The sequence below is a fragment of the Litorivicinus lipolyticus genome, from assembly GCF_009650135.1.
Lineage (GTDB): Bacteria > Pseudomonadota > Gammaproteobacteria > Pseudomonadales > Litorivicinaceae > Litorivicinus > Litorivicinus lipolyticus.
The window spans coordinates 1,946,916-1,965,000 of record NZ_CP045871.1 but is presented as its reverse complement, the minus strand read 5'-3'; the positions used below and the strand labels follow the sequence as shown (position 1 = coordinate 1,965,000).

General features: G+C 57.0%; 15 protein-coding genes, 3 tRNA genes and 2 rRNA genes (1 of these 20 running past the window's edge). 15 read left to right on the top strand and 5 right to left on the bottom strand.

What is annotated here, in order from left to right; genetic code table 11:
• Both GH975_RS10010 and rrf read left to right on the top strand, forming a co-directional pair.
• Nucleotides 1-968, top strand: a 23S ribosomal RNA gene (locus tag GH975_RS10010) (it extends 1,913 nt beyond the left edge of the window).
• Nucleotides 969-1,076: 108 nt separating this feature from the next.
• Nucleotides 1,077-1,192 (top strand): 5S ribosomal RNA (gene rrf / locus GH975_RS10005).
• A 398-nt stretch (nucleotides 1,193-1,590) separates the two neighbouring features.
• Here the strand turns inward: rrf and GH975_RS10000 are convergent.
• Genes GH975_RS10000 through GH975_RS09985 form a run of 4 tightly spaced genes read right to left on the bottom strand, consistent with a single transcriptional unit; the run spans nucleotide 1,591 to nucleotide 8,243 of the window.
• Nucleotides 1,591-2,481, bottom strand: a complete 891-nt coding sequence (locus GH975_RS10000) for a LysR family transcriptional regulator (RefSeq protein ID WP_153714385.1) — start codon at nucleotides 2,479-2,481, stop codon at nucleotides 1,591-1,593.
• A gap of 27 nt (nucleotides 2,482-2,508) precedes the next feature.
• Complete coding sequence (locus GH975_RS09995; RefSeq protein ID WP_153714384.1) at nucleotides 2,509-5,022, bottom strand: CoA transferase; 2,514 nt, start codon at nucleotides 5,020-5,022, stop codon at nucleotides 2,509-2,511.
• Nucleotides 5,023-5,054: 32 nt separating this feature from the next.
• Nucleotides 5,055-6,713, bottom strand: coding sequence for a GMC family oxidoreductase (locus GH975_RS09990; RefSeq protein ID WP_153714383.1), 1,659 nt, complete (start codon nucleotides 6,711-6,713; stop codon nucleotides 5,055-5,057).
• A gap of 33 nt (nucleotides 6,714-6,746) precedes the next feature.
• Nucleotides 6,747-8,243, bottom strand: coding sequence for a CoA-acylating methylmalonate-semialdehyde dehydrogenase (locus tag GH975_RS09985; protein WP_153714382.1), 1,497 nt, complete (start codon nucleotides 8,241-8,243; stop codon nucleotides 6,747-6,749).
• Nucleotides 8,244-8,427: 184 nt separating this feature from the next.
• Here GH975_RS09985 and GH975_RS09980 point away from each other — a divergent pair, with 184 nt between their 5' ends.
• Nucleotides 8,428-9,390, top strand: coding sequence for a nuclear transport factor 2 family protein (locus GH975_RS09980; RefSeq protein ID WP_153714381.1), 963 nt, complete (start codon nucleotides 8,428-8,430; stop codon nucleotides 9,388-9,390).
• A 19-nt stretch (nucleotides 9,391-9,409) separates the two neighbouring features.
• On the opposite strand, the gene htpG is transcribed toward GH975_RS09980, so the two are convergent.
• A complete protein-coding gene (htpG, locus tag GH975_RS09975; RefSeq protein ID WP_153714380.1) occupies nucleotides 9,410-11,272 on the bottom strand; it encodes a molecular chaperone HtpG in 1,863 nt (620 codons plus the stop codon).
• 68 nt (nucleotides 11,273-11,340) lie between these two features.
• Between htpG and GH975_RS09970 the strand changes: the two genes are divergently transcribed.
• From GH975_RS09970 to rplL, 12 genes are all read left to right on the top strand, one after another.
• Nucleotides 11,341-12,288, top strand: a complete 948-nt coding sequence (locus GH975_RS09970) for a biotin--[acetyl-CoA-carboxylase] ligase (protein ID WP_153714379.1) — start codon at nucleotides 11,341-11,343, stop codon at nucleotides 12,286-12,288.
• Nucleotides 12,269-12,982 carry a type III pantothenate kinase gene (locus GH975_RS09965; protein WP_170272623.1) on the top strand — a complete coding sequence of 238 codons (714 nt, stop codon included), beginning with the start codon at nucleotides 12,269-12,271 and terminating at the stop codon, nucleotides 12,980-12,982. The genes GH975_RS09970 and GH975_RS09965 overlap by 20 nt, the downstream gene beginning before the upstream one ends.
• 29 nt (nucleotides 12,983-13,011) lie before the next feature.
• A tRNA-Thr gene (locus tag GH975_RS09960) sits at nucleotides 13,012-13,087 on the top strand.
• Nucleotides 13,088-13,148: 61 nt separating this feature from the next.
• Nucleotides 13,149-13,233: transfer RNA gene (locus GH975_RS09955), tRNA-Tyr, on the top strand.
• 77 nt (nucleotides 13,234-13,310) lie between these two features.
• Nucleotides 13,311-14,501, top strand: a complete 1,191-nt coding sequence (gene tuf, locus GH975_RS09950; protein WP_153714367.1) for an elongation factor Tu — start codon at nucleotides 13,311-13,313, stop codon at nucleotides 14,499-14,501.
• 169 nt (nucleotides 14,502-14,670) lie between these two features.
• Nucleotides 14,671-14,746 (top strand) — tRNA-Trp (locus tag GH975_RS09945).
• A gap of 63 nt (nucleotides 14,747-14,809) precedes the next feature.
• On the top strand, nucleotides 14,810-15,181 hold the full coding sequence (gene secE / locus GH975_RS09940) for a preprotein translocase subunit SecE (protein ID WP_153714377.1): 372 nt from the start codon (nucleotides 14,810-14,812) through the stop codon (nucleotides 15,179-15,181).
• A gap of 7 nt (nucleotides 15,182-15,188) precedes the next feature.
• Nucleotides 15,189-15,722 carry a transcription termination/antitermination protein NusG gene (gene nusG, locus GH975_RS09935; RefSeq protein WP_153714833.1) on the top strand — a complete coding sequence of 178 codons (534 nt, stop codon included), beginning with the start codon at nucleotides 15,189-15,191 and terminating at the stop codon, nucleotides 15,720-15,722.
• Nucleotides 15,723-15,771: 49 nt separating this feature from the next.
• Nucleotides 15,772-16,203 (top strand): 50S ribosomal protein L11, encoded by a 432-nt coding sequence (rplK, locus tag GH975_RS09930; protein WP_153714376.1) that lies wholly within the window; start codon nucleotides 15,772-15,774, stop codon nucleotides 16,201-16,203.
• Nucleotides 16,204-16,902, top strand: a complete 699-nt coding sequence (rplA, locus tag GH975_RS09925; RefSeq protein ID WP_153714375.1) for a 50S ribosomal protein L1 — start codon at nucleotides 16,204-16,206, stop codon at nucleotides 16,900-16,902.
• A gap of 178 nt (nucleotides 16,903-17,080) precedes the next feature.
• Nucleotides 17,081-17,611, top strand: a complete 531-nt coding sequence (rplJ, locus tag GH975_RS09920) for a 50S ribosomal protein L10 (protein WP_153714374.1) — start codon at nucleotides 17,081-17,083, stop codon at nucleotides 17,609-17,611.
• A 39-nt stretch (nucleotides 17,612-17,650) separates the two neighbouring features.
• Nucleotides 17,651-18,028 carry a 50S ribosomal protein L7/L12 gene (gene rplL / locus GH975_RS09915; RefSeq protein WP_153714373.1) on the top strand — a complete coding sequence of 126 codons (378 nt, stop codon included), beginning with the start codon at nucleotides 17,651-17,653 and terminating at the stop codon, nucleotides 18,026-18,028.
• Nucleotides 18,029-18,085 lie beyond the last annotated feature (57 nt).

Here is an 18,085-nt window from a genome sequence, read left to right as displayed (position 1 = left end):
AAATTCCTTGTCGGGTAAGTTCCGACCTGCACGAATGGTGTAACGATGGCCACGCTGTCTCCACCCAAGACTCAGTGAAATTGAAATCGCAGTTAAGATGCTGTGTATCCGCGGCTAGACGGAAAGACCCCGTGAACCTTTACTACAGCTTCGCGCTGGACTCTGAATTTGTTTGTGTAGGATAGCTGGGAGGCTATGAAACCGGGACGCTAGTTTCGGTGGAGCCAACCTTGAAATACCAGCCTGGCAAATTTGGGGTTCTAACCTCGTACCGTTATCCGGTACAGGGACAGCGCGTGGTGGGTAGTTTGACTGGGGCGGTCTCCTCCCAAAGAGTAACGGAGGAGCGCGAAGGTACCCTCGGAACGGTCGGAAATCGTTCCATGAGCGCAAGGGTAGAAGGGTGCTTGACTGTGAGACTGACAAGTCGAACAGGTACGAAAGTAGGTCCTAGTGATCCGGTGGTTCTGTATGGAAGGGCCATCGCTCAACGGATAAAAGGTACTCCGGGGATAACAGGCTGATACCGCCCAAGAGTTCACATCGACGGCGGTGTTTGGCACCTCGATGTCGGCTCATCACATCCTGGGGCTGAAGCCGGTCCCAAGGGTATGGCTGTTCGCCATTTAAAGTGGTACGCGAGCTGGGTTTAGAACGTCGTGAGACAGTTCGGTCCCTATCTGCCGTGGACGTTTTGAGAATTGAGAAGAGCTGCTCCTAGTACGAGAGGACCGGAGTGGACGAACCTCTGGTGTTCCGGTTGTCACGCCAGTGGCATTGCCGGGTAGCTAAGTTCGGACGGGATAACCGCTGAAAGCATCTAAGCGGGAAGCCTCCTTCAAGATGAGTTCTCACACCCCTTAGGGGGTCTAAAGGGCCGTCGTAGACTACGACGTTGATAGGCTGGGTGTGTAAGCGTTGTGAGGCGTTGAGCTAACCAGTACTAATTGCCCGTGTGGCTTGACCATACAACACCGAAGCAGACCGTTGAATGCCAATTGGCTTGGACTGTTCTTGAGTTAACTCTAGATGACGCGTATTTCGGGGATGAGTGAAAGCTCATTGCCCAAAGTTTGCTTGGCGACCATAGCGGTCTGGACCCACCCGATCCCATCCCGAACTCGGAAGTGAAACAGATTAGCGCCGATGGTAGTGTGGGGTCTCCCCATGTGAGAGTAGGTCATCGCCAGGCTTTTAATGCAAAGGCCCGATCCCCACGTTGTGGGGGTCGGGCCTTTTTTTATGCCTGCTCGACGGGTGTTCTCTCACATGGGGTTCCCCATGGGGGAGTAGGGCGTAACCCGACCGCGTAGCGGCGTTGACTGCGAGGCAGTCAACTAGGGTGGAGCGGCGGCAGCTGTGCTGTCGACCGGGCCCGAAGGGGCGCCAGGCTTTTAATGCCACCCACGTTGTGGGGGTCGGGCCTTTTTTTATGCCTGCTCGATGGGCTACTCGAACGTGAGAGTAGGGTGAGCCGGGCCGCTCTCGGCCATCCATGGCCTCCGCGGCATTTCCCACATCCTGTGGGTCAGCCGCTCCGCGGGCGCCAGGCTTTTAAATTGAATCTGTCTGCGCTCGCACCGCGTGGGGTTAAAGCCCCCACGCCCGCCCCACCAACTCGAATGCTGCGCCAATCGCGGGCTCTGCCTCGCGCCCTTTGACACAGATAAACCCCAGTTCTGCCTGCAGTGCTACGCGGTCAGCAACCATCACGCCATGTTCCTTGGCCGCCTGCAATGCCAGGCTGTCGCGGGCCAGTGACAAGGCCACGCCGGACTTCACCAGATCCATCATCGAGGGCTCTACGTCGACTCGCGCTGCGATCCGTGGGGTGACGCCGAGGCCGTCAAATGCGCTGGCTAACAATCGTGAGTGCACGGAGGGTTCGGGCGTGCTAATCCACGGTAAGGTGGCCAACTCTGTCCAGTCTTTGCCGGTGACTTCGTGACCCCAGCCGGCCGGTGCAATCACCTTGTAGGTAAATTCGGCCAAGGGTTTGACGTGAAGCTTTGGGCTTAGGTCTTTGAACCCCGGTAGTCCCAGCGTAAAGCCAACATCGAGCAACCCGGTTTCTACGTCACGAGCCACATTGCCGGACATCCCTTGGCGCAGATCAAACGTTAGGCCTGGGTGGTGCTGTGACAGTAGGCCAAGCGTGGCGCCTAAACGTACGAACTCGGGATCGATGATGGTACCGATGCGAAGGTTGCCATAGACCCCGTCTTGAAGACCGCGTGCGGCGGTGCGGAATTCGGCGAAAACTTCGACGGCGCGTTGTGCAGCCGGCAGCAGTTTGCGGCCGGCATCGGTTAATCGCATACCCGGGCCGCTGCGCTCCAGCAGGGTCAATGACAGCTCTGACTGGAGCTTCTTTAACTGCAAGCTGACGGCAGGCTGGGTGATGCAAAGCTGGGTTGCGGCTCGGGTTAGCGAACCTTGTTCAGCAATGGTGACGAATACGCGCAGCGCCGTGTAGTCCACAACAGTCCTTATTACGGCGCGGGTTCCTTAGGTGGGCAAGTATTCGTCGCTCCAGCGTTCGGCCGCGTCGCCTTGTTTAATGAGACGATCAATTTCCACATCATCGTAGCCGACCGACTGCAACACCGCACGCGTTGACGCGCCATACTGCTCACTGGGCGTTAGTGCGCGGATTGGGGCATGCCGAGGGCGCACCGCATAGGGATCTAGTTGAATCACTGTGCGCCCTGCGGGGTGGTCGGCGTAGCGTGAGAACGAGTAACTACCGCGTTCGATACCGCTAGATACGCCGGCGTCTTGGCAGTGCTCGTCGCGTAAGGTATCAATGCTGTCGCATTGGGCAGCTGCGATGTTAAGACCTTGCAGTAGATCGACCCAGTGAGCTGCGCTGCGCTTAGCAAAGACCTCGGCCAGCAAGTGAATACGAAATTCTTCTTTGGCCCGTTCCAGATCCGGAAGGCCCAGTGCGGTGGACAGGGCGTGCATCTGGCTCAGTTGTGCCGCCAGCATCAAGGTGCCGTCCGAGGTGGGGTAAAAACGTTCGAGTGCATGGTAGCCCTGGGCTTCACGTCCCGCGGGCTCATCAAAATTTGGCCGGCCTTTGTAGTCAAAACAGAATGGGATCTGAGCCAGTCCGGTCAATGCCGCCAGCGAGGTTCGCGGTCGCCCAATACGACCAGTTTTGTATTTTTGATACAAGGCCGTGGCAATGCCGAGTGACCCACCGAACCCGCACATGACGTCAATGGTGCCTACGTGCGCGTGCTCCTCGGGCGCCTCCATGCCACCGCCGAATCGGTGCATGATGCCGGTGCTGGCTTGAACGACGTCGTCGTAGCCGAGGTAATTTGTCCGTAAGCCTTGCTTGATGCCACCAAAACAGTCGAGTTGGCAGAATATCACTTCGGGGTTAATGGCGGATAACAGCTCCTCCGTCAGGCCCATTTGAGCCACTTGGCTGTCCGTGGCATTCCAGACTACGACGTCGACCGACTTAACTAATGCCTCGAACGCGACGCGACCGTCCCCGTGTCGAATATCCAGCAATACGGATTGCTTGGAGCGCATATGGGATAGGCCGAAAATCACCGTGTTCCAGCAGTCATATAGCGGGCTCGCAGGGTCGATCTTGATGACCTCAGCGCCAAAGCGGGCTAGGTAGGCGACCGAATGGGGGCCGGCGATAACATTGCACAGATCCAAGATTTTGACCCCGTCTAACCAGGGTGCTGGGTCTTTGACCTCGTCAAACACTGGCCGTGGGTTCATCATCATGGTTGCAAGGGCTGTGGTCAGGTCCGATGCGCGGCGTCCCTGCGGTTCCAACATTGGCAGGGCGTGATCGTGCATCCACGCCAGCGGCCCGGGCTGTTGCATCGGCCCGTATGTTGGGTCATTCACCTCTACGATGAGTCCGGTGGTCTCGGCATGGTCGTCGTAAATCCATTCCTGTAACCATCGCTGCGGAGCGCCAGGAAACTTGCCGCGACCAAAGATCTTTTCCCATTCCCCGGACGTACGGGTGCTGAACACCGCTTTCATACGCTCGGCGATTTTGTCTGCCCAAAACTTTGGCAGGGGGTAAACGCCCAGCGATACGTTGGACGTCCACTCGGACATGGGCTTGTAACTGTTGGGCTCTTCCAGCAACCCATCGGCAATGAGTTCCTCGTAAAGGCCTAGGGTCTGCAGGCAGCGTTTGGCATGGAAGCGGTGCGACGGGCACACCACATAAAAGTACCGCTTGTCCTTGCACAGGTATGAGCGATAAAACGGATCAAGCAGTTCCTGTAAGTCGTCATAACTGACATCCATGGCCTCGCCGCTGGCCCGGCGCCGCTCGATTTCTTTTTCGCGCTGGGTTTTGTAGCGTGCGGGGAAATTGTCGATGTGAATAGAGTTGTAGCTCAACCCTTCCATCAGTGACGCGGCCAACGGCACTTCAATGTAATCGCCGCGGCCGGTTATTTCACGCGACTGCAGGGCCAATACGACCGACGACGCGGCTAGCATGGTGCCGTACGCCGAGCCTAAAGGCAGCGGCGAAAATGATGGGTTAATGCCCATCAATACGCGGTTCAAACCCATGTCGGTGAAAACCCCGGACTGCGCAGCAATCACGCTCTCAAACGCCCGCCAATCACGGCGCAGGGCATCGTTGGAGGCAAACCCGGGAACGGACAATGCAATCAAGTCCGTGCGCTCGTCCGTCAAGGCTTCAAGGTCAACACCTAAACGCGCCAGCACACCAGGTCGAAAGTTTTCGATCACGATGTCGGCCTGGGCGATCAAGCGATGGGCGTCGACGACGCCCTGTTCGGTCTTAAGGTCCAGCTGCAGGCACAGCTTATTTCGATTCAAAATCGCGTTAGCTGGGTTGTCCCACATGGGTCCCGTTGGCGGATCGACGTGGATCACGGTCGCACCAAAATCAGCCAAAATCATCCCGACCGCGGGACCGGCGATGTACTGGCCGAAGTCGACGACGTTAACGCCGTCCAGGGGCAAAGGTGGCAAGGGTGCCGGCTCTGAGTGACTCATGGGGGTACCTGTTTATTTTTGTTGAGCGTGGATCAGGCTTGGTCGTCGATGATAAAGCGCGCTGCTTTTTCGGCAATCATTAGGGTCGGCGAGTTGGTGTTACCACTGGTAATAGTTGGCATCACGCTGGCGTCAGCGACACGTAGGTTATGCACGCCGCGCACCCGCAAGCGGGTATCGAGCACAGCCATAGTGTCATCATCCCGTCCCATCTTGACGGTGCCAACCGGGTGAAAAATTGTTGTCGCAATTTCGCCAGCCAGCGTCGCCAGTTCCTCGTCGGTTTGGTATTGCAATCCGGGCTTATATTCCTCGGGTTGGTATTGAGCCAGCGCCGATTGATTCACGATATCGCGGATCTGACGCAGGCTGTCCGCGGCGATTTTGCGGTCCTCCGGCGTGCTCAGGTAGTTGGGTTCAATCAACGGGGCATCGTCAAAGCGGTTGGATTGAATACGCACCTGGCCGCGGCTGGTCGGGTTTAGGTTGCATACGCTGGCGGTGAATGCGGGGAAGGGGTGTAGGTCCTCGCCGAAGGCTTCCAAACTCAGAGGCTGTACGTGGTACTCCAAATTTGCATGGGGTTGGGCCGGATCGGACTTGGTAAAGGCACCCAGTTGGCTGGGGGACATGCTCATCGGCCCTGACCGGGTTAACAGGTATTCAAGCCCGATCATAGCCTTGCCCCACAGGCTGTTGGCCGTGGTGTTGAGTGTTTTAACATTTGATACCTTGTAGACCGCACGGATCTGCAGGTGGTCTTGCAGGTTCTGGCCCACCCCAGGCGCATCCACATGGACTGCAATGTCGTGGCTTTCGAGCAATGCCCGCGGGCCAATGCCCGATAACTGCAGCACCTGCGGTGATCCGATGGCGCCTGCGGACAAGACCACGCAGCGGGTCGCCGTCACCGCCACCGATTCGCCACCACGGTTGATGATGGCGCCGTTGCAGGTCAGTTCATCTTGCTCGTCAAAAGTTAGGCGCTCGACCTGGCTCTGGGTCCAGACGGTCAAGTTTGGACGTGCGTTGACTGGACGCAAGAATGCCTTAGCGGTGTTCCAACGCCAGCCTTTGCGCTGGTTGACCTCGAAGTAGCCAACGCCGGCATTGTCGCCGCCATTAAAGTCATCAGTGCGTGGGATGCCGGCCTGGACTGCGGCGTCCGAGAAGGCCGCAAGGATGTCCCAGCGCAGGCGCTGCTTTTCGATGCGCCACTCGCCACCGTGGCCGTGTAGCTTTTTAAACGCATCGCGCTCAGCACCGGCGAGGTCGGATCCTTGGTCAAGGCGGTAGTGGTTTTCGTGCTGTTGAAACGCGGGCAGGCAGTTATCCCACGACCAACCGGCATCGCCCGTCAGCTCGGCCCAACCGTCGTAGTCCCGAGCTTGGCCGCGCATGTAGATCATGCCATTGATCGACGAGCAACCACCGAGTGTCTTGCCACGCGGATACAGGAGCGAGCGGCCATTCAGGCCCGCGTCGGGTTGGGTTTTAAATAACCAATCCGTACGCGGGTTACCAATACAGTATAAATACCCGACCGGGATGTGGATCCAGTGATAGTTGTCGCGCTTGCCGGCTTCTACCAGCAGCACGTGTTTCTCGGGGTCGGCGCTGAGGCGGTTTGCCAGCAAACATCCGGCCGATCCCGCACCAATGACGATGTAATCGAAATTTTTACTGCTCATGGTGCGGTCCCTCTTAGTAGTCGGCGGGGCTGGTTACTTGGCCACGGGCATTGTGAATTCGGCACCTTTTTCGATGCTCTCCGGCCACCGCTGCATGATCGACTTTTGCTTGGTGTAAAAACGCACACCTTCCTCGCCGTACGCGTGCATGTCGCCAAACAGGCTCTTTTTCCAGCCGCCAAAACCCTGCCACGCCATCGGCACAGGGATGGGTACGTTGATTCCGACCATGCCGACTTGAATGTGGCGGCCGAATTCGCGGGCCACGTTGCCGTCCCGCGTGAATAATGAAACGCCGTTGCCAAACTCGTGGCGGTTGATCAGGTCAACCGCCTCGGCGAAGGTGTCGACACGGACGCAGGCCAGCACCGGTCCAAAGATCTCTTCTTTGTAAATCTTCATGTCCGGGGTGACGTGATCGAACAGGGTGCCGCCCAACCAGAAACCACCGGCCTGACCGTCGACCGAAAATCCTCTGCCGTCGACCAGCAGCGAAGCGCCGTCGTCAGCGCCAGACTGAATGTAGCCTTCGATGCGTTGTTTTGCTTGGGCGGTGACAATGGGGCCCATCTCGGCACTCAAATCCATGCCATCGGTGATGTGCAGCTGGCGGCATCGCTCGGTGAGTTGGCCGATGATTTTATCGCCGGCGTCGCCGACCATGACCGCCACTGAGATCGCCATGCAACGTTCGCCGGCCGAGCCGTAGGCTGCGCCAATTAGTGCATCAACGGTTTTGTCCAAGTCTGCATCGGGCATCACCACCATATGGTTTTTGGCGCCACCCAAGGCCTGAACTCGCTTGCCAAAATGGGCGCCGCGTTCGTAGATGTAGTTGGCAATCGGGGTCGATCCGACAAACGAGATGGCCTCGACCTGGGGGTGTTCGAGTAGCGCATCGACGGCTTCTTTGTCGCCGTTAACGACGTTGAATACACCGTCTGGAAATCCGGCTTGTTTCATCAGGTCGGCGTAAAACAAAGCCGCGGACGGGTCGGTGGGGGAGGGCTTCAGGATAAAGGTATTACCAGCTGCGACCGCAACCGGGAACATCCACATCGGCACCATGACCGGGAAATTAAACGGCGTCACGCCGGCGACCACACCCAAGGGTTGGCGCATGGTCCAGTTATCGATACCGGTCGACACCTGTTCGGTGAAATCACCCTTTAGCAGCTGCGGAATGCCGCAGGCAAACTCAATAATATCGATGCCGCGCTCAACTTCACCGCAGGCGTCGGTGAAGACCTTGCCGTGTTCGGCCGTAATCAGCGCCGCCAGGGCTTCTTTGTTGTCACGAACCAGTTGCAGAAACGCGTTCATCAGTCGGGCGCGACGAATGGGTGGCATTGCAGCCCAGGCCGGAAATGCAGCGCGCGCAGCCTTGACCGCGGTGTCAACGTCGACCGCATTGGCCAGTGCCACTTGAGCGGTGATCGCGCCGGTCGCGGGGTTGGTGACGTCCTGAACGCGAGTCGAGGTGCCGGCTGTTAGTTGGCCATTGACAAAATGTTCAACGCGCTGGGTCATGGTGGGGCTCCGTTAGCAGATTACTGTAGGGCTCGTACAATCCCAAAAAACACCGGCGCTGACCAATTAGAATTTCAAAACCACACTATAAGTGATGCTTATGATGGGTAGGTCGAGCGCCTTGTGCATGCGAATGCACTGACCTAGACTCGAGATCCACTAGACAGAGGAGCGGGCCGTGGGAATGCAAGGGTTTTCGAGTGAGTTCAAATCACCAGAGCACTACATCCTCGATATCACCTATCGGATCTGGGAGCTTCGTGGCCTTGAATTGATACATGATTGGTACAGTTATGATTGTCCAGTTAAGACCCCGATGTCGGTATCGGTCGGTGTCGAGCCGGTCATTGCCGGAACCCAGGCGACCTTGGATCAGTTTCCAGACCGCGAACTGCTGGCCGATGACATCATCGTAGGAGACTGGGATGAGCGGGTGTTTTACTCATCTCATCGGGTGCGGTCTCCCTGTCACCATATCGGTGATGGATTGTTCGGCGCGCCGACTGGATTGGCGGTCACGATGCTGACCATCGCCGACTGCATTTGCGAAGCCGACAAAATCGTTGATGAGTATTTGGTCCGGGACAATTGCGGTGTTGCGATTCAACTCGGGATCGAACCCGAGCTTCAGGTCGCGCGCATGATTGAGTTGGGCAACACGGATGGCCAGACCAGTGCCGATGACTTGGTTGCTCGGTGGTCCGACAGCGTTCGCGTGCACGGCGATGCCGCCGTGGCCGAGGTCGCGATTCAGGCTTACCACAAGCGCTTGACCGGCGATCATTCATGGGTCGAGCATTATGACCGTGCGCTGCGCTTTGAAGGTTCGGGGGCGAGTTTGGTGCATGGATTAACGGGCTTGCAGGCCTGGGACCAGGAACGCTTTGGTGGATTGTCCGAGCCCGTCTTGACCATTCACCACGTCATTGTTCGTGCCGATGCTAATAAGCCGGTGCGCATTGCTCTGCGCTGGAGCGTCAAGGCCAAGCACGACCGCGTGTCGATGTTTGGTCCGGCGGTGGATGCCGAGGTGGCGTTGTTGGGCGCCAGTCACTTTGAGCTGCGTGACGGCAAGATTCTGAACGAGTGGATGATCTTCGATGAGCTGTCGCTTTACGCACAGCTAATGCACCGCGCCGGGGCCTGAGCCCCAACGCGGCATGCGATTAAACGAGCAGTTCGTTGACCCGGCGGACGTAGCTGGCGGCGTCTTCCAAGGTGTCGCCGGCGGCTAAGCGAGCTTGGTCCAGCAACACGCGGGTGACCTTGTCGAAACGGTCTTCGTCGGCTTCGGCGTCCAAGCCTTTAATCAGCGCGTGCTCGGGATTGATCTCCAGGATCGGCTTGCTGGCGGGCATGCTTTGACCTGAGGCCTCCATGATCCGGCGCATTTGGATGCCCATGTCGTTTTCATTCACGACCAGACATGACGGGCTGTCGACCAGTCGACCGGACACGCGGACGGACTCAACGTCGTCACTCAGCACCGCCTGCATGCGTGCCAACAAGTCCTTGGCATCTTCAGCGGCTGCTTTGAGTTTGTCGGCGTCGTCCTTGCTACCCAGTTTTTCGACGTCCACATCACCCTTGGCGATATCCACCAGCTTCTTGCCTTTGTACTCGGCCAAGTGCGAGACCAGCCATTCGTCGATGCGATCGCTGAGTAGCAACACTTCTTTGCCCTGCTTACGGAAGAATTCCAAATAGGGGCTGCCAAGTGCGTTGGCGTGGCTGTCGGCGACCACCACATAAATGCTGTCTTGCTCGTCACCAGCGCGTTCAATGTACGCGTCCAGCGATTGGCTTTGTTTGGCGTCGTTGTCCAGCGTCGAAGCAAAGCGCAGTAAGCCCGCGATTTTCTCTTTGTTGGCGAAATCTTCGGCCGGGCCTTCTTTTAGCACTTCGCCGAATTGCTCGTAAAAGGCTTGGTAGGCGTCGCTATCCTTGCTGGCCATTTTTTCTAGCGTGTCCAGCGCACGCTTGGTCAGCGCCGCTTTCATGCTTTGGACCTGCGGGTCGTTTTGCAGAATCTCACGGCTGACGTTAAGCGACAGGTCGTTGGTGTCCACGACGCCGCGGATAAAGCGCAGGTACAGCGGCAAAAACTCCTCGGCCTTGTCCATGATAAAGACGCGCTGAACATACAGTTTCAGGCCTTTGGGGGCTTCTCGGTTCCACAAATCAAAGGGTGCGCGTTTGGGTACATACAGCAAACTGGTGTAGTCCAGCTTGCCCTCGACTTTGTTGTGCGCCCAGGTCGCTGCATCTTCCCAGTCACTCGCGATGTGCTTATAAAAGGCCTGGTAGTCTTCTTTGCTGATGTCCGACTTGGCCAGTGTCCACAGTGCCTTGGCTTCGTTAACGTTTTCAAGCTCGGTGGTGGCGTTGCCTTCGTCATCGGCCTTAAACATGCGCACCGGTACCGGGATGTGGTCCGAGTATTTGGTGACTAAGCTGCGCAAGCGGAAATCGTCGGCGAATTCAGCGGCGTCTTCTTTCAATTTCAGGATGAGGCGCGTGCCGCGGTCCGCTTTGTCAATTTCTTCGACCGTGAATTGGCCGTCCCCGGTACTGGTCCAGCGGATCGCCTGGGCTTCACCGGCCTTGCGTGTTTCGACGATCATTTCGTCGGCGACCATGAAGCCCGAGTAGAAGCCGACGCCGAACTGGCCGATCAGTTGGCTGTCTTTGCGCTGGTCACCGCTTAGATTGGATAAAAAGTCTGCCGTACCTGATTTGGCGATGGTGCCCAGGTTTTGGATGACGTCGTCTCGGTTCATGCCGATGCCACTGTCGCTGATGATCAGCTGGCGGCCGTCTTTGTCTGCGCTTAGGGTAATGCCTAGATCCGTTTGACCTTCATAGAGGTCGTCATTTTCCAGCGCTTCAAAACGTAGTTTGTCGCAGGCGTCTGAGGCGTTCGAAATAAGCTCGCGCAAAAAGATCTCACGATCGCTATACAATGAGTGCACCATGAGGTGCAGCAGTTGTTTGACTTCGGTCTGAAAGCCGAGGGTTTCTTTTGACATTGTGTTCTTCCATGGGATGTTTCTGTAGGCCCTGAGTAAGGGCCGTCTATTGCTTTTCAAGGGGCTTGATGACACCACTTCTGGATTTGCTCGCCGACGGTCAGTTTCATCGTGGCCCTGATTTGGCGGCTGCGCTGGCGATCAGCCGAGCGGGCATTAATCAACAGATTCAAGCGCTGCGGGCCCAAGGGATGGCTATCGAGTCGGTCCGGGCGCGCGGTTATCGTATGCCCGGTGGCGCCGAGTGGCTGGACCCGGTCGGTATTCGACGATCGCTGCGGCGCACCTTTGCCGGCATTACGGTTGAGGTGGTCGAGCGCACGGACAGCACCAATCGGGCGTTGATGGCGCTTGACCTGCATAGCGCTGCGCGCCAACAAGTACTGTTGGCAGAACACCAAACACAGGGCAGAGGGCGACGCGGGCGTGTTTGGGTTTCGCCCTGGGGCCATAACCTGTACCTAACCTGCGCCCAGACCTTTGATGACGGCTTGCCGGATGCCCTTAGCCTGCGTGTCGGGTCGGGTATCGCCAAGCTGCTGGCCACGCAAGGGGTGCGCGGCATCCAGGTCAAGTGGCCAAACGATTTATGGGTGGCCGACCATAAATGCGGGGGGGTATTAGTGGAAGTGCAGGGCGATCCGCTGGGTCATTGTCGCGCCGTCGTTGGCGTTGGCCTGAACGTCCAAACGCCGATGTCCGTGGCCAGCCAGATCGACCAGCCTTGGTCGGACCTGCGCACGGTTGGTCTAAAAGCCAGCGTCACCCGCAACCAGCTGGCCAGTCGCGTCGCCCGAGCCATTTTCCAATCCTTTGTCACGGAGCCGGAGCAGTGGCGTGCCACCTATGCTAAGCACGATGCATTGATGGGCCGAAGCGTGCGCATTTTGAGCGGCGGTGACGACGTTCATGGCCTTGCCTGTGGCATTAATCACGCCGGCGAATTACAAGTTAATGTAGATGGCCGCGAACAGGCGGTTCGTTCAGGAGAAGTCAGTGTCCGTACCCACGCTTGATTGCGACCTCGGTAACTCGCGCGTTAAGTGGCGATTTGGCCGTCACAGTGGCGCCGGTCAGTTTGACGACAAAGACTGTTTCCGCCAGATCGGTGTGGCGCGTGTACGCATCGCCTCGGTGTTATCGGCGGACCGCACCCACCTGTGGGCACGGCGCTGTGAGCAGGCATGGCCCGGTGTCGCGATTGATTATCCCAAGGTGCTGCCCTTGGCCAACGGCTTGGTGCCGGCGTATCGCCAGCCCGAGCGCTTGGGCATCGACCGGTGGCTGGGTATTGCGGCGGCCTTTCGTCCCGGCGAGGCGTGCTGCGTCATTTCGGCCGGCACGGCACTGACCATTGACTTTGTGACCCGCACCGGCGAGCACCTGGGTGGCTACATTGCCCCAGGCATCGAGCTGGGTCGAAAGGCCCTTGGGGAGTCGACCGATCGGGTTCGCTCAACTGCGAAGTCTTTGTTCGAGGCTCAGCTCGGCCCCGGGCGCGACACCCAAACCTGTGTCGAACATGCGCTGCGGCTGGGGCATGTCGGTTTGATTAAAGAGGCGCTGTATCGGTACGAAAGTCGCCATGGGCCGGTCGGTATCGTGCACTTAACCGGCGGCAATGCACCCTGGTTATCTGGCCTGCTGGAGCGCCCAACGCAGTTGCACGAAAATTTAGTGCTGGATGGGCTCACAATAGTGTTGCCATAGGCATTGTTTATCCCTATATTACGCCCCGCGCCGGCATAGCTCAGTAGGTAGAGCAGCGCACTTGTAATGCGAAGGTCGCGAGTTCGATTCTTGCTGCCGGCACCAAACGCTCGATTGTGACAAAACGTTTGACAGCCTAGTGCTCGATCTCCACAATCCGCGCACCGGAGGGGTACCCAAGCGGTCAACGGGAGCAGACTGTAAATCTGCCGGCTCAGCCTTCGCAGGTTCGAATCCTGCCCCCTCCACCATTTCTCGCCATTGGGTGATCGCAGCGCGGTCGCCCTTTTGGTGTAAGTTCAACGATGATATTTAGGAGTTTGGCGCGATGGCCAAGGCAACCTTTGAACGTTCCAAGCCGCACGTAAACGTCGGCACCATTGGTCACGTTGACCACGGTAAAACTACACTGACAGCGGCATTGACTCGCGTATGCGCGGAAGTTTTCGGCGGCGAAGCGCAAGCATTCGACCAGATCGATAACGCACCTGAAGAGCGTGAGCGTGGTATTACCATTGCAACGTCGCACGTAGAGTACGAAAGCACGATTCGTCACTACGCCCACGTTGACTGCCCCGGCCACGCCGACTACGTCAAGAACATGATCACCGGTGCTGCCCAGATGGACGGCGCGATCTTGGTCTGTTCAGCTGCTGACGGCCCGATGCCTCAGACGCGCGAGCACATCTTGCTGTCACGTCAGGTCGGTGTTCCTTACATCGTCGTGTTCATGAACAAAGCGGACATGGTCGACGACGAAGAGTTGTTGGAACTGGTCGAGATGGAAATTCGTGAATTGCTAGACCAGTACGAATTCCCGGGTGACGACACGCCGATCATCATCGGTTCTGCACTGAAGGCTTTGGAAGGCGACACGTCTGACATCGGTATGCCCGCAGTACAGAAGTTGGTAGAGACGCTGGACACGTACATTCCTGAGCCTGAGCGTGCGGTAGATCAGCCGTTCTTGCTGCCGATCGAAGACGTGTTCTCAATCTCGGGTCGTGGCACGGTTGTCACGGGTCGTGTTGAGCGTGGCATCGTAAACGTTGGTGACGAGCTGGAAATCATCGGCATCGCGGACACCACCAAGACCACCTGTACGGGTGTTGAAATGTTCCGCAAGCTGCTTGACGAAGGTCGTGCAGGCGAGAACGTTGGTGTCTTGCTGCGTGGTACTAAGCGTGACGACGTTCAGCGTGGTCAGGTTCTGGCTAAGCCGGGCACGATCAAGCCTCACACTGAGTTCACTGCGGAAGTATACGTATTGAGCAAAGACGAAGGTGGCCGTCACACGCCGTTCTTCAAAGGCTACCGTCCGCAGTTCTACTTCCGTACGACTGACGTGACTGGCGCTTGTGAGCTGCCTGAAGGCGTTGAAATGGTCATGCCGGGTGATAACATCCAGATGACCGTGACGCTGATCGCACCGATCGCAATGGAAGAAGGCCTGCGTTTCGCGATTCGCGAAGGTGGCCGTACCGTTGGCGCAGGTGTTGTCGCTAAAATCCTGAACTAATTTGATGCGGCTGGGCTCACGGGCCTGGTCGTTGAAGTGTTCAGTGGGACCTTCGGGTCCGCAAAGAAGCCCTGGCATCCGCCGGGGCTTTTTTATGACAGGGTGCGAAATGTGAATCCTTGCTTGACGCTTGGTCGGTCAGGCCATAGAATTCGCGCTCCAAAAGTTTAGGCCTATAGCTCAGCTGGTAGAGCATCGGTCTCCAAAACCGAGGGTCGGGGGTTCGAATCCCTCTGGGCCTGCCAAACACCGCTGGTCCGGTTACATTGCTGTAATCGGGCCAGCTTTTTCGTCTTTAGAGTGGTGACATGAGCACAAACGCAGAAGCACAAAACGGCGGAGCACTTGATGCCATTAAATGGCTGGTCGTCATTGCGCTGCTAGGCGGCTTGGCCTACGGCAACGCATTTTTTAGTGGTGAGTCGGTCTTGTACCGCGCCATCGCCGCGCTGGTGGTTTTTGCCGTCGCCGGTTTCGTTGCCTTGCAGACGGTTAAAGGGATGGCGTTCGCCTCTCTGATCAAAGAGGCGCGTGCGGAGTTGCGCCGCGTTGTCTGGCCGACCCGTCCTGAACTGACCCAAACTACCCTGATCGTCATTGGTGTGACATTGGTGGTGGCCCTGTTGTTGTGGGCTTTGGATTCTTTGATTGGCTGGGGCGTGTCCTCAGTTATCGGCTAAAGAGAGAATTATGAAACGCTGGTATGTCGTACAGGCCTTTTCTGGCTACGAAAAACATGTGATGCGCTCGCTCCTCGAGAAAATCGAGCTTGAGGGTCTGCAAGACAAGTTCGGTCAGATCTTGGTCCCTACCGAAGAAGTGGTAGAGATCCGTGACGGCAAAAAGCGTAAGAGCGAGCGCAAGTTCTATCCTGGCTACGTCATGGTCGAGATGGAAATGGATGACGTCACCTGGCACACCGTTAAGTCGGTCAGCCGCGTGCTCGGATTTATCGGCGGAACTGCGGATAACCCGCGTCCGTTGTCGCAGCGCGAAGCTGACGAGATTTTGGACCGTGTCAGCACGGACGTCGACAAGCCCAAGCCGAAGACCTTGTTCGAGCCGGGCGAAATGGTCCGCGTTATCGATGGTCCCTTTGCCGACTTCAATGGCACCGTTGAAGAAGTCAATTACGACAAGAGCCGCTTGCAAGTTGCGGTCATTATTTTTGGTCGGTCTACGCCGGTTGAGCTGGAATTTGCTCAGGTCGCCAAAGGCTGACGTTTAAACCGGGGAGCCGAAAGGCGCTTGTACCCACTAGGAGAAAATCATGGCTAAGAAAATCGATGCCTACATCAAGCTGCAGGTAGCTGCAGGTAAAGCGAACCCCAGCCCGCCGGTCGGTCCTGCGCTGGGTCAGCACGGCGTTAACATCATGGAGTTCTGTAAAGCGTTTAACGCCCAGACCCAGAACATGGAAGCGGGCCTGCCCATTCCGGTTGTTATCTCTGTATTCAGCGATCGTAGCTTTACCTTTATCACTAAGACTCCGCCTGCCAGCGTATTGCTGAAAAAAGCAGCCGGTCTGAAAAGTGGTTCTGCGCGCCCGAACACTGAAAAAGTGGGCACGGTTACACGCGCTCAGCTGGAAGAAATTGCAACCACCAAAGAGCCTGACTTGACGGCCGCTGACATGGACGCGGCTGTCCGCACCATCGCCGGCACCGCTCGCTCAATGGGTCTGAACGTGGAGGGTCTATAAGTGGCCAAGTTTACTAAGCGCCAAAAGGCGATCGCAGAGAAAGTTGAAGTCGGCAAGTCCTACGCATTCACCGATGCTGCTGCGCTGTTGAACGAAATTAGCTCGGTCAAGTTCTCCGAGTCGGTGGACGTGGCTATCAACTTGGGTATCGACCCGCGTAAATCAGATCAAGTGGTGCGTGGCGCTACCGTGTTGCCTAACGGCACCGGCAAAGATGTTCGCGTTGCGGTATTCACCTCAGGCGACAACGCTGAAGCGGCCAAGGCTGCTGGCGCTGACATCGTCGGCATGGACGATCTGGCTGAGCAAGTTAAAGCCGGTCAGCTCAACTTTGACGTGGTTATTGCAAGCCCGGACGCCATGCGCGTTGTTGGCCAGTTGGGCCAGATCTTGGGTCCTCGCGGCCTGATGCCTAACCCCAAGGTTGGTACGGTCACGCCGAACGTTGCTGAAGCGGTCAAGAATGCTAAGTCAGGGCAGGTTCGTTACCGCGTTGACAAGAACGGCATCATCCACGCGCCGGTTGGCCGCGTTGGTTTTGAGCCCGCTGCACTGCAAGAAAACGTTGAAGCCCTGCTGTCAGACTTGCGCAAAGCCAAGCCTGCGTCAGCCAAAGGTATTTACGTTCGCAAGGTGACCCTGTCGACAACGATGGGTCCCGGATTGACGGTCGACCAGGGTTCACTGGCCGAAAAGTAAGAATTTTGGGGGTTCCCCTTGTGGGAACCGTCAAAGACCGCAGGTGCTCCATTCTCTTCTGAGGTGGTCGCTTAATGTCCTGCGCAGACGGTGTTCCCCATCGAATTTCGATGAGAGCACCAAAAAGGGTGCTCAGGCATAGCCTGAGCGTTTTCATCAATAGACAGGAGAGATGCCCATGGCATTGCGACTAGAAGACAAGCAGCAGATTGTTGCTGAAGTCAATAAAGTTGCTGCAGGCGCTCTGTCTGCTGTCGTTGCTGACTACCGCGGTATGACCGTGGGACAACTGACCGAACTGCGTGCCTTGGCACGTAGTGGTGGTGTGTACTTGCGCGTTGTGCGTAACACACTGGCCAAGCGGGCAGTCGTTGGCACCGAATTTGAGTGTTTGGATCCGGCATTAGTCGGTCCTAGCTTGTTTGCTTTTAGCCTGGAAGATCCAGGTGCGGCCGCGCGAGTCCTAAAGGACGCGGTTAAAGCACACGACGCACTGGAAGTCCGCGCAATTGCCCTAGGTGGCAAATTGATGGACGGCAGTCAGTTAGACGCGGTAGCTAAGCTACCGACCAAAGATCAGGCAATCAGCATGCTGATGAGCGTTATGAACGCGCCCATTACCAAGCTGGCCCAGACTTTGGACGCGATTCCGACCAAGTTGGTTCGCACCGTCGTCGCTGTAAAAGATCAAAAGGAACAGGCGGCTTAAGACAGCCCCCGTTTCGTTTAAACATTTGGAGAATTAAAAATGGCACTAGCTAAAGAAGATATCCTGAACGCAATCGCAGACATGAGCGTAATGGAAGTAGTAGAACTGGTTGAAGCAATGGAAGAGAAGTTCGGTGTAACTGCTGCTGTTGCAGTAGCTGCCGCTGCTCCCGCTGCTGGCGGCGACGCTGCTGCTGCTGAAGAGCAAACTGAATTTGACGTTATCTTGACTGGCGCAGGCGAGAAGAAAGTTAACGTGATCAAGGTTGTTCGTGGTATCACCGGTCTGGGCTTGAAAGAAGCTAAAGAACTGGTAGACGGCGCTCCTAACACCGTCAAAGAAGCAGCTAGCAAAGACGAAGCTGAAGAGATCAAGAAACAGCTGGAAGAAGCAGGCGCTTCTGTAGAGCTGAAGTAATACTCTTCGCTTTATTGCGACGCGAGGCTGGTGGCATTTTTGCCACCGGCCTTTATG

Excerpts from the sequence above, each read along its gene's own strand:
- GH975_RS09995 (WP_153714384.1), bottom strand. The coding sequence starts at position 5,022 with ATGAGTCACTCAGAGCCGGCACCCTTGCCACCTTTGCCCCTGGACGGC.
- GH975_RS09990 (WP_153714383.1), bottom strand. The coding sequence starts at position 6,713 with ATGAGCAGTAAAAATTTCGATTACATCGTCATTGGTGCGGGATCGGCC.
- GH975_RS09985 (WP_153714382.1), bottom strand. The coding sequence starts at position 8,243 with ATGACCCAGCGCGTTGAACATTTTGTCAATGGCCAACTAACAGCCGGC.
- GH975_RS09980 (WP_153714381.1), top strand. The coding sequence starts at position 8,428 with ATGCAAGGGTTTTCGAGTGAGTTCAAATCACCAGAGCACTACATCCTC.
- htpG (WP_153714380.1), bottom strand. The coding sequence starts at position 11,272 with ATGTCAAAAGAAACCCTCGGCTTTCAGACCGAAGTCAAACAACTGCTG.
- GH975_RS09970 (WP_153714379.1), top strand. The coding sequence starts at position 11,341 with ATGACACCACTTCTGGATTTGCTCGCCGACGGTCAGTTTCATCGTGGC.
- tuf (WP_153714367.1), top strand. The coding sequence starts at position 13,311 with ATGGCCAAGGCAACCTTTGAACGTTCCAAGCCGCACGTAAACGTCGGC.
- secE (WP_153714377.1), top strand. The coding sequence starts at position 14,810 with ATGAGCACAAACGCAGAAGCACAAAACGGCGGAGCACTTGATGCCATT.
- rplK (WP_153714376.1), top strand. The coding sequence starts at position 15,772 with ATGGCTAAGAAAATCGATGCCTACATCAAGCTGCAGGTAGCTGCAGGT.
- rplJ (WP_153714374.1), top strand. The coding sequence starts at position 17,081 with ATGGCATTGCGACTAGAAGACAAGCAGCAGATTGTTGCTGAAGTCAAT.
- rplL (WP_153714373.1), top strand. The coding sequence starts at position 17,651 with ATGGCACTAGCTAAAGAAGATATCCTGAACGCAATCGCAGACATGAGC.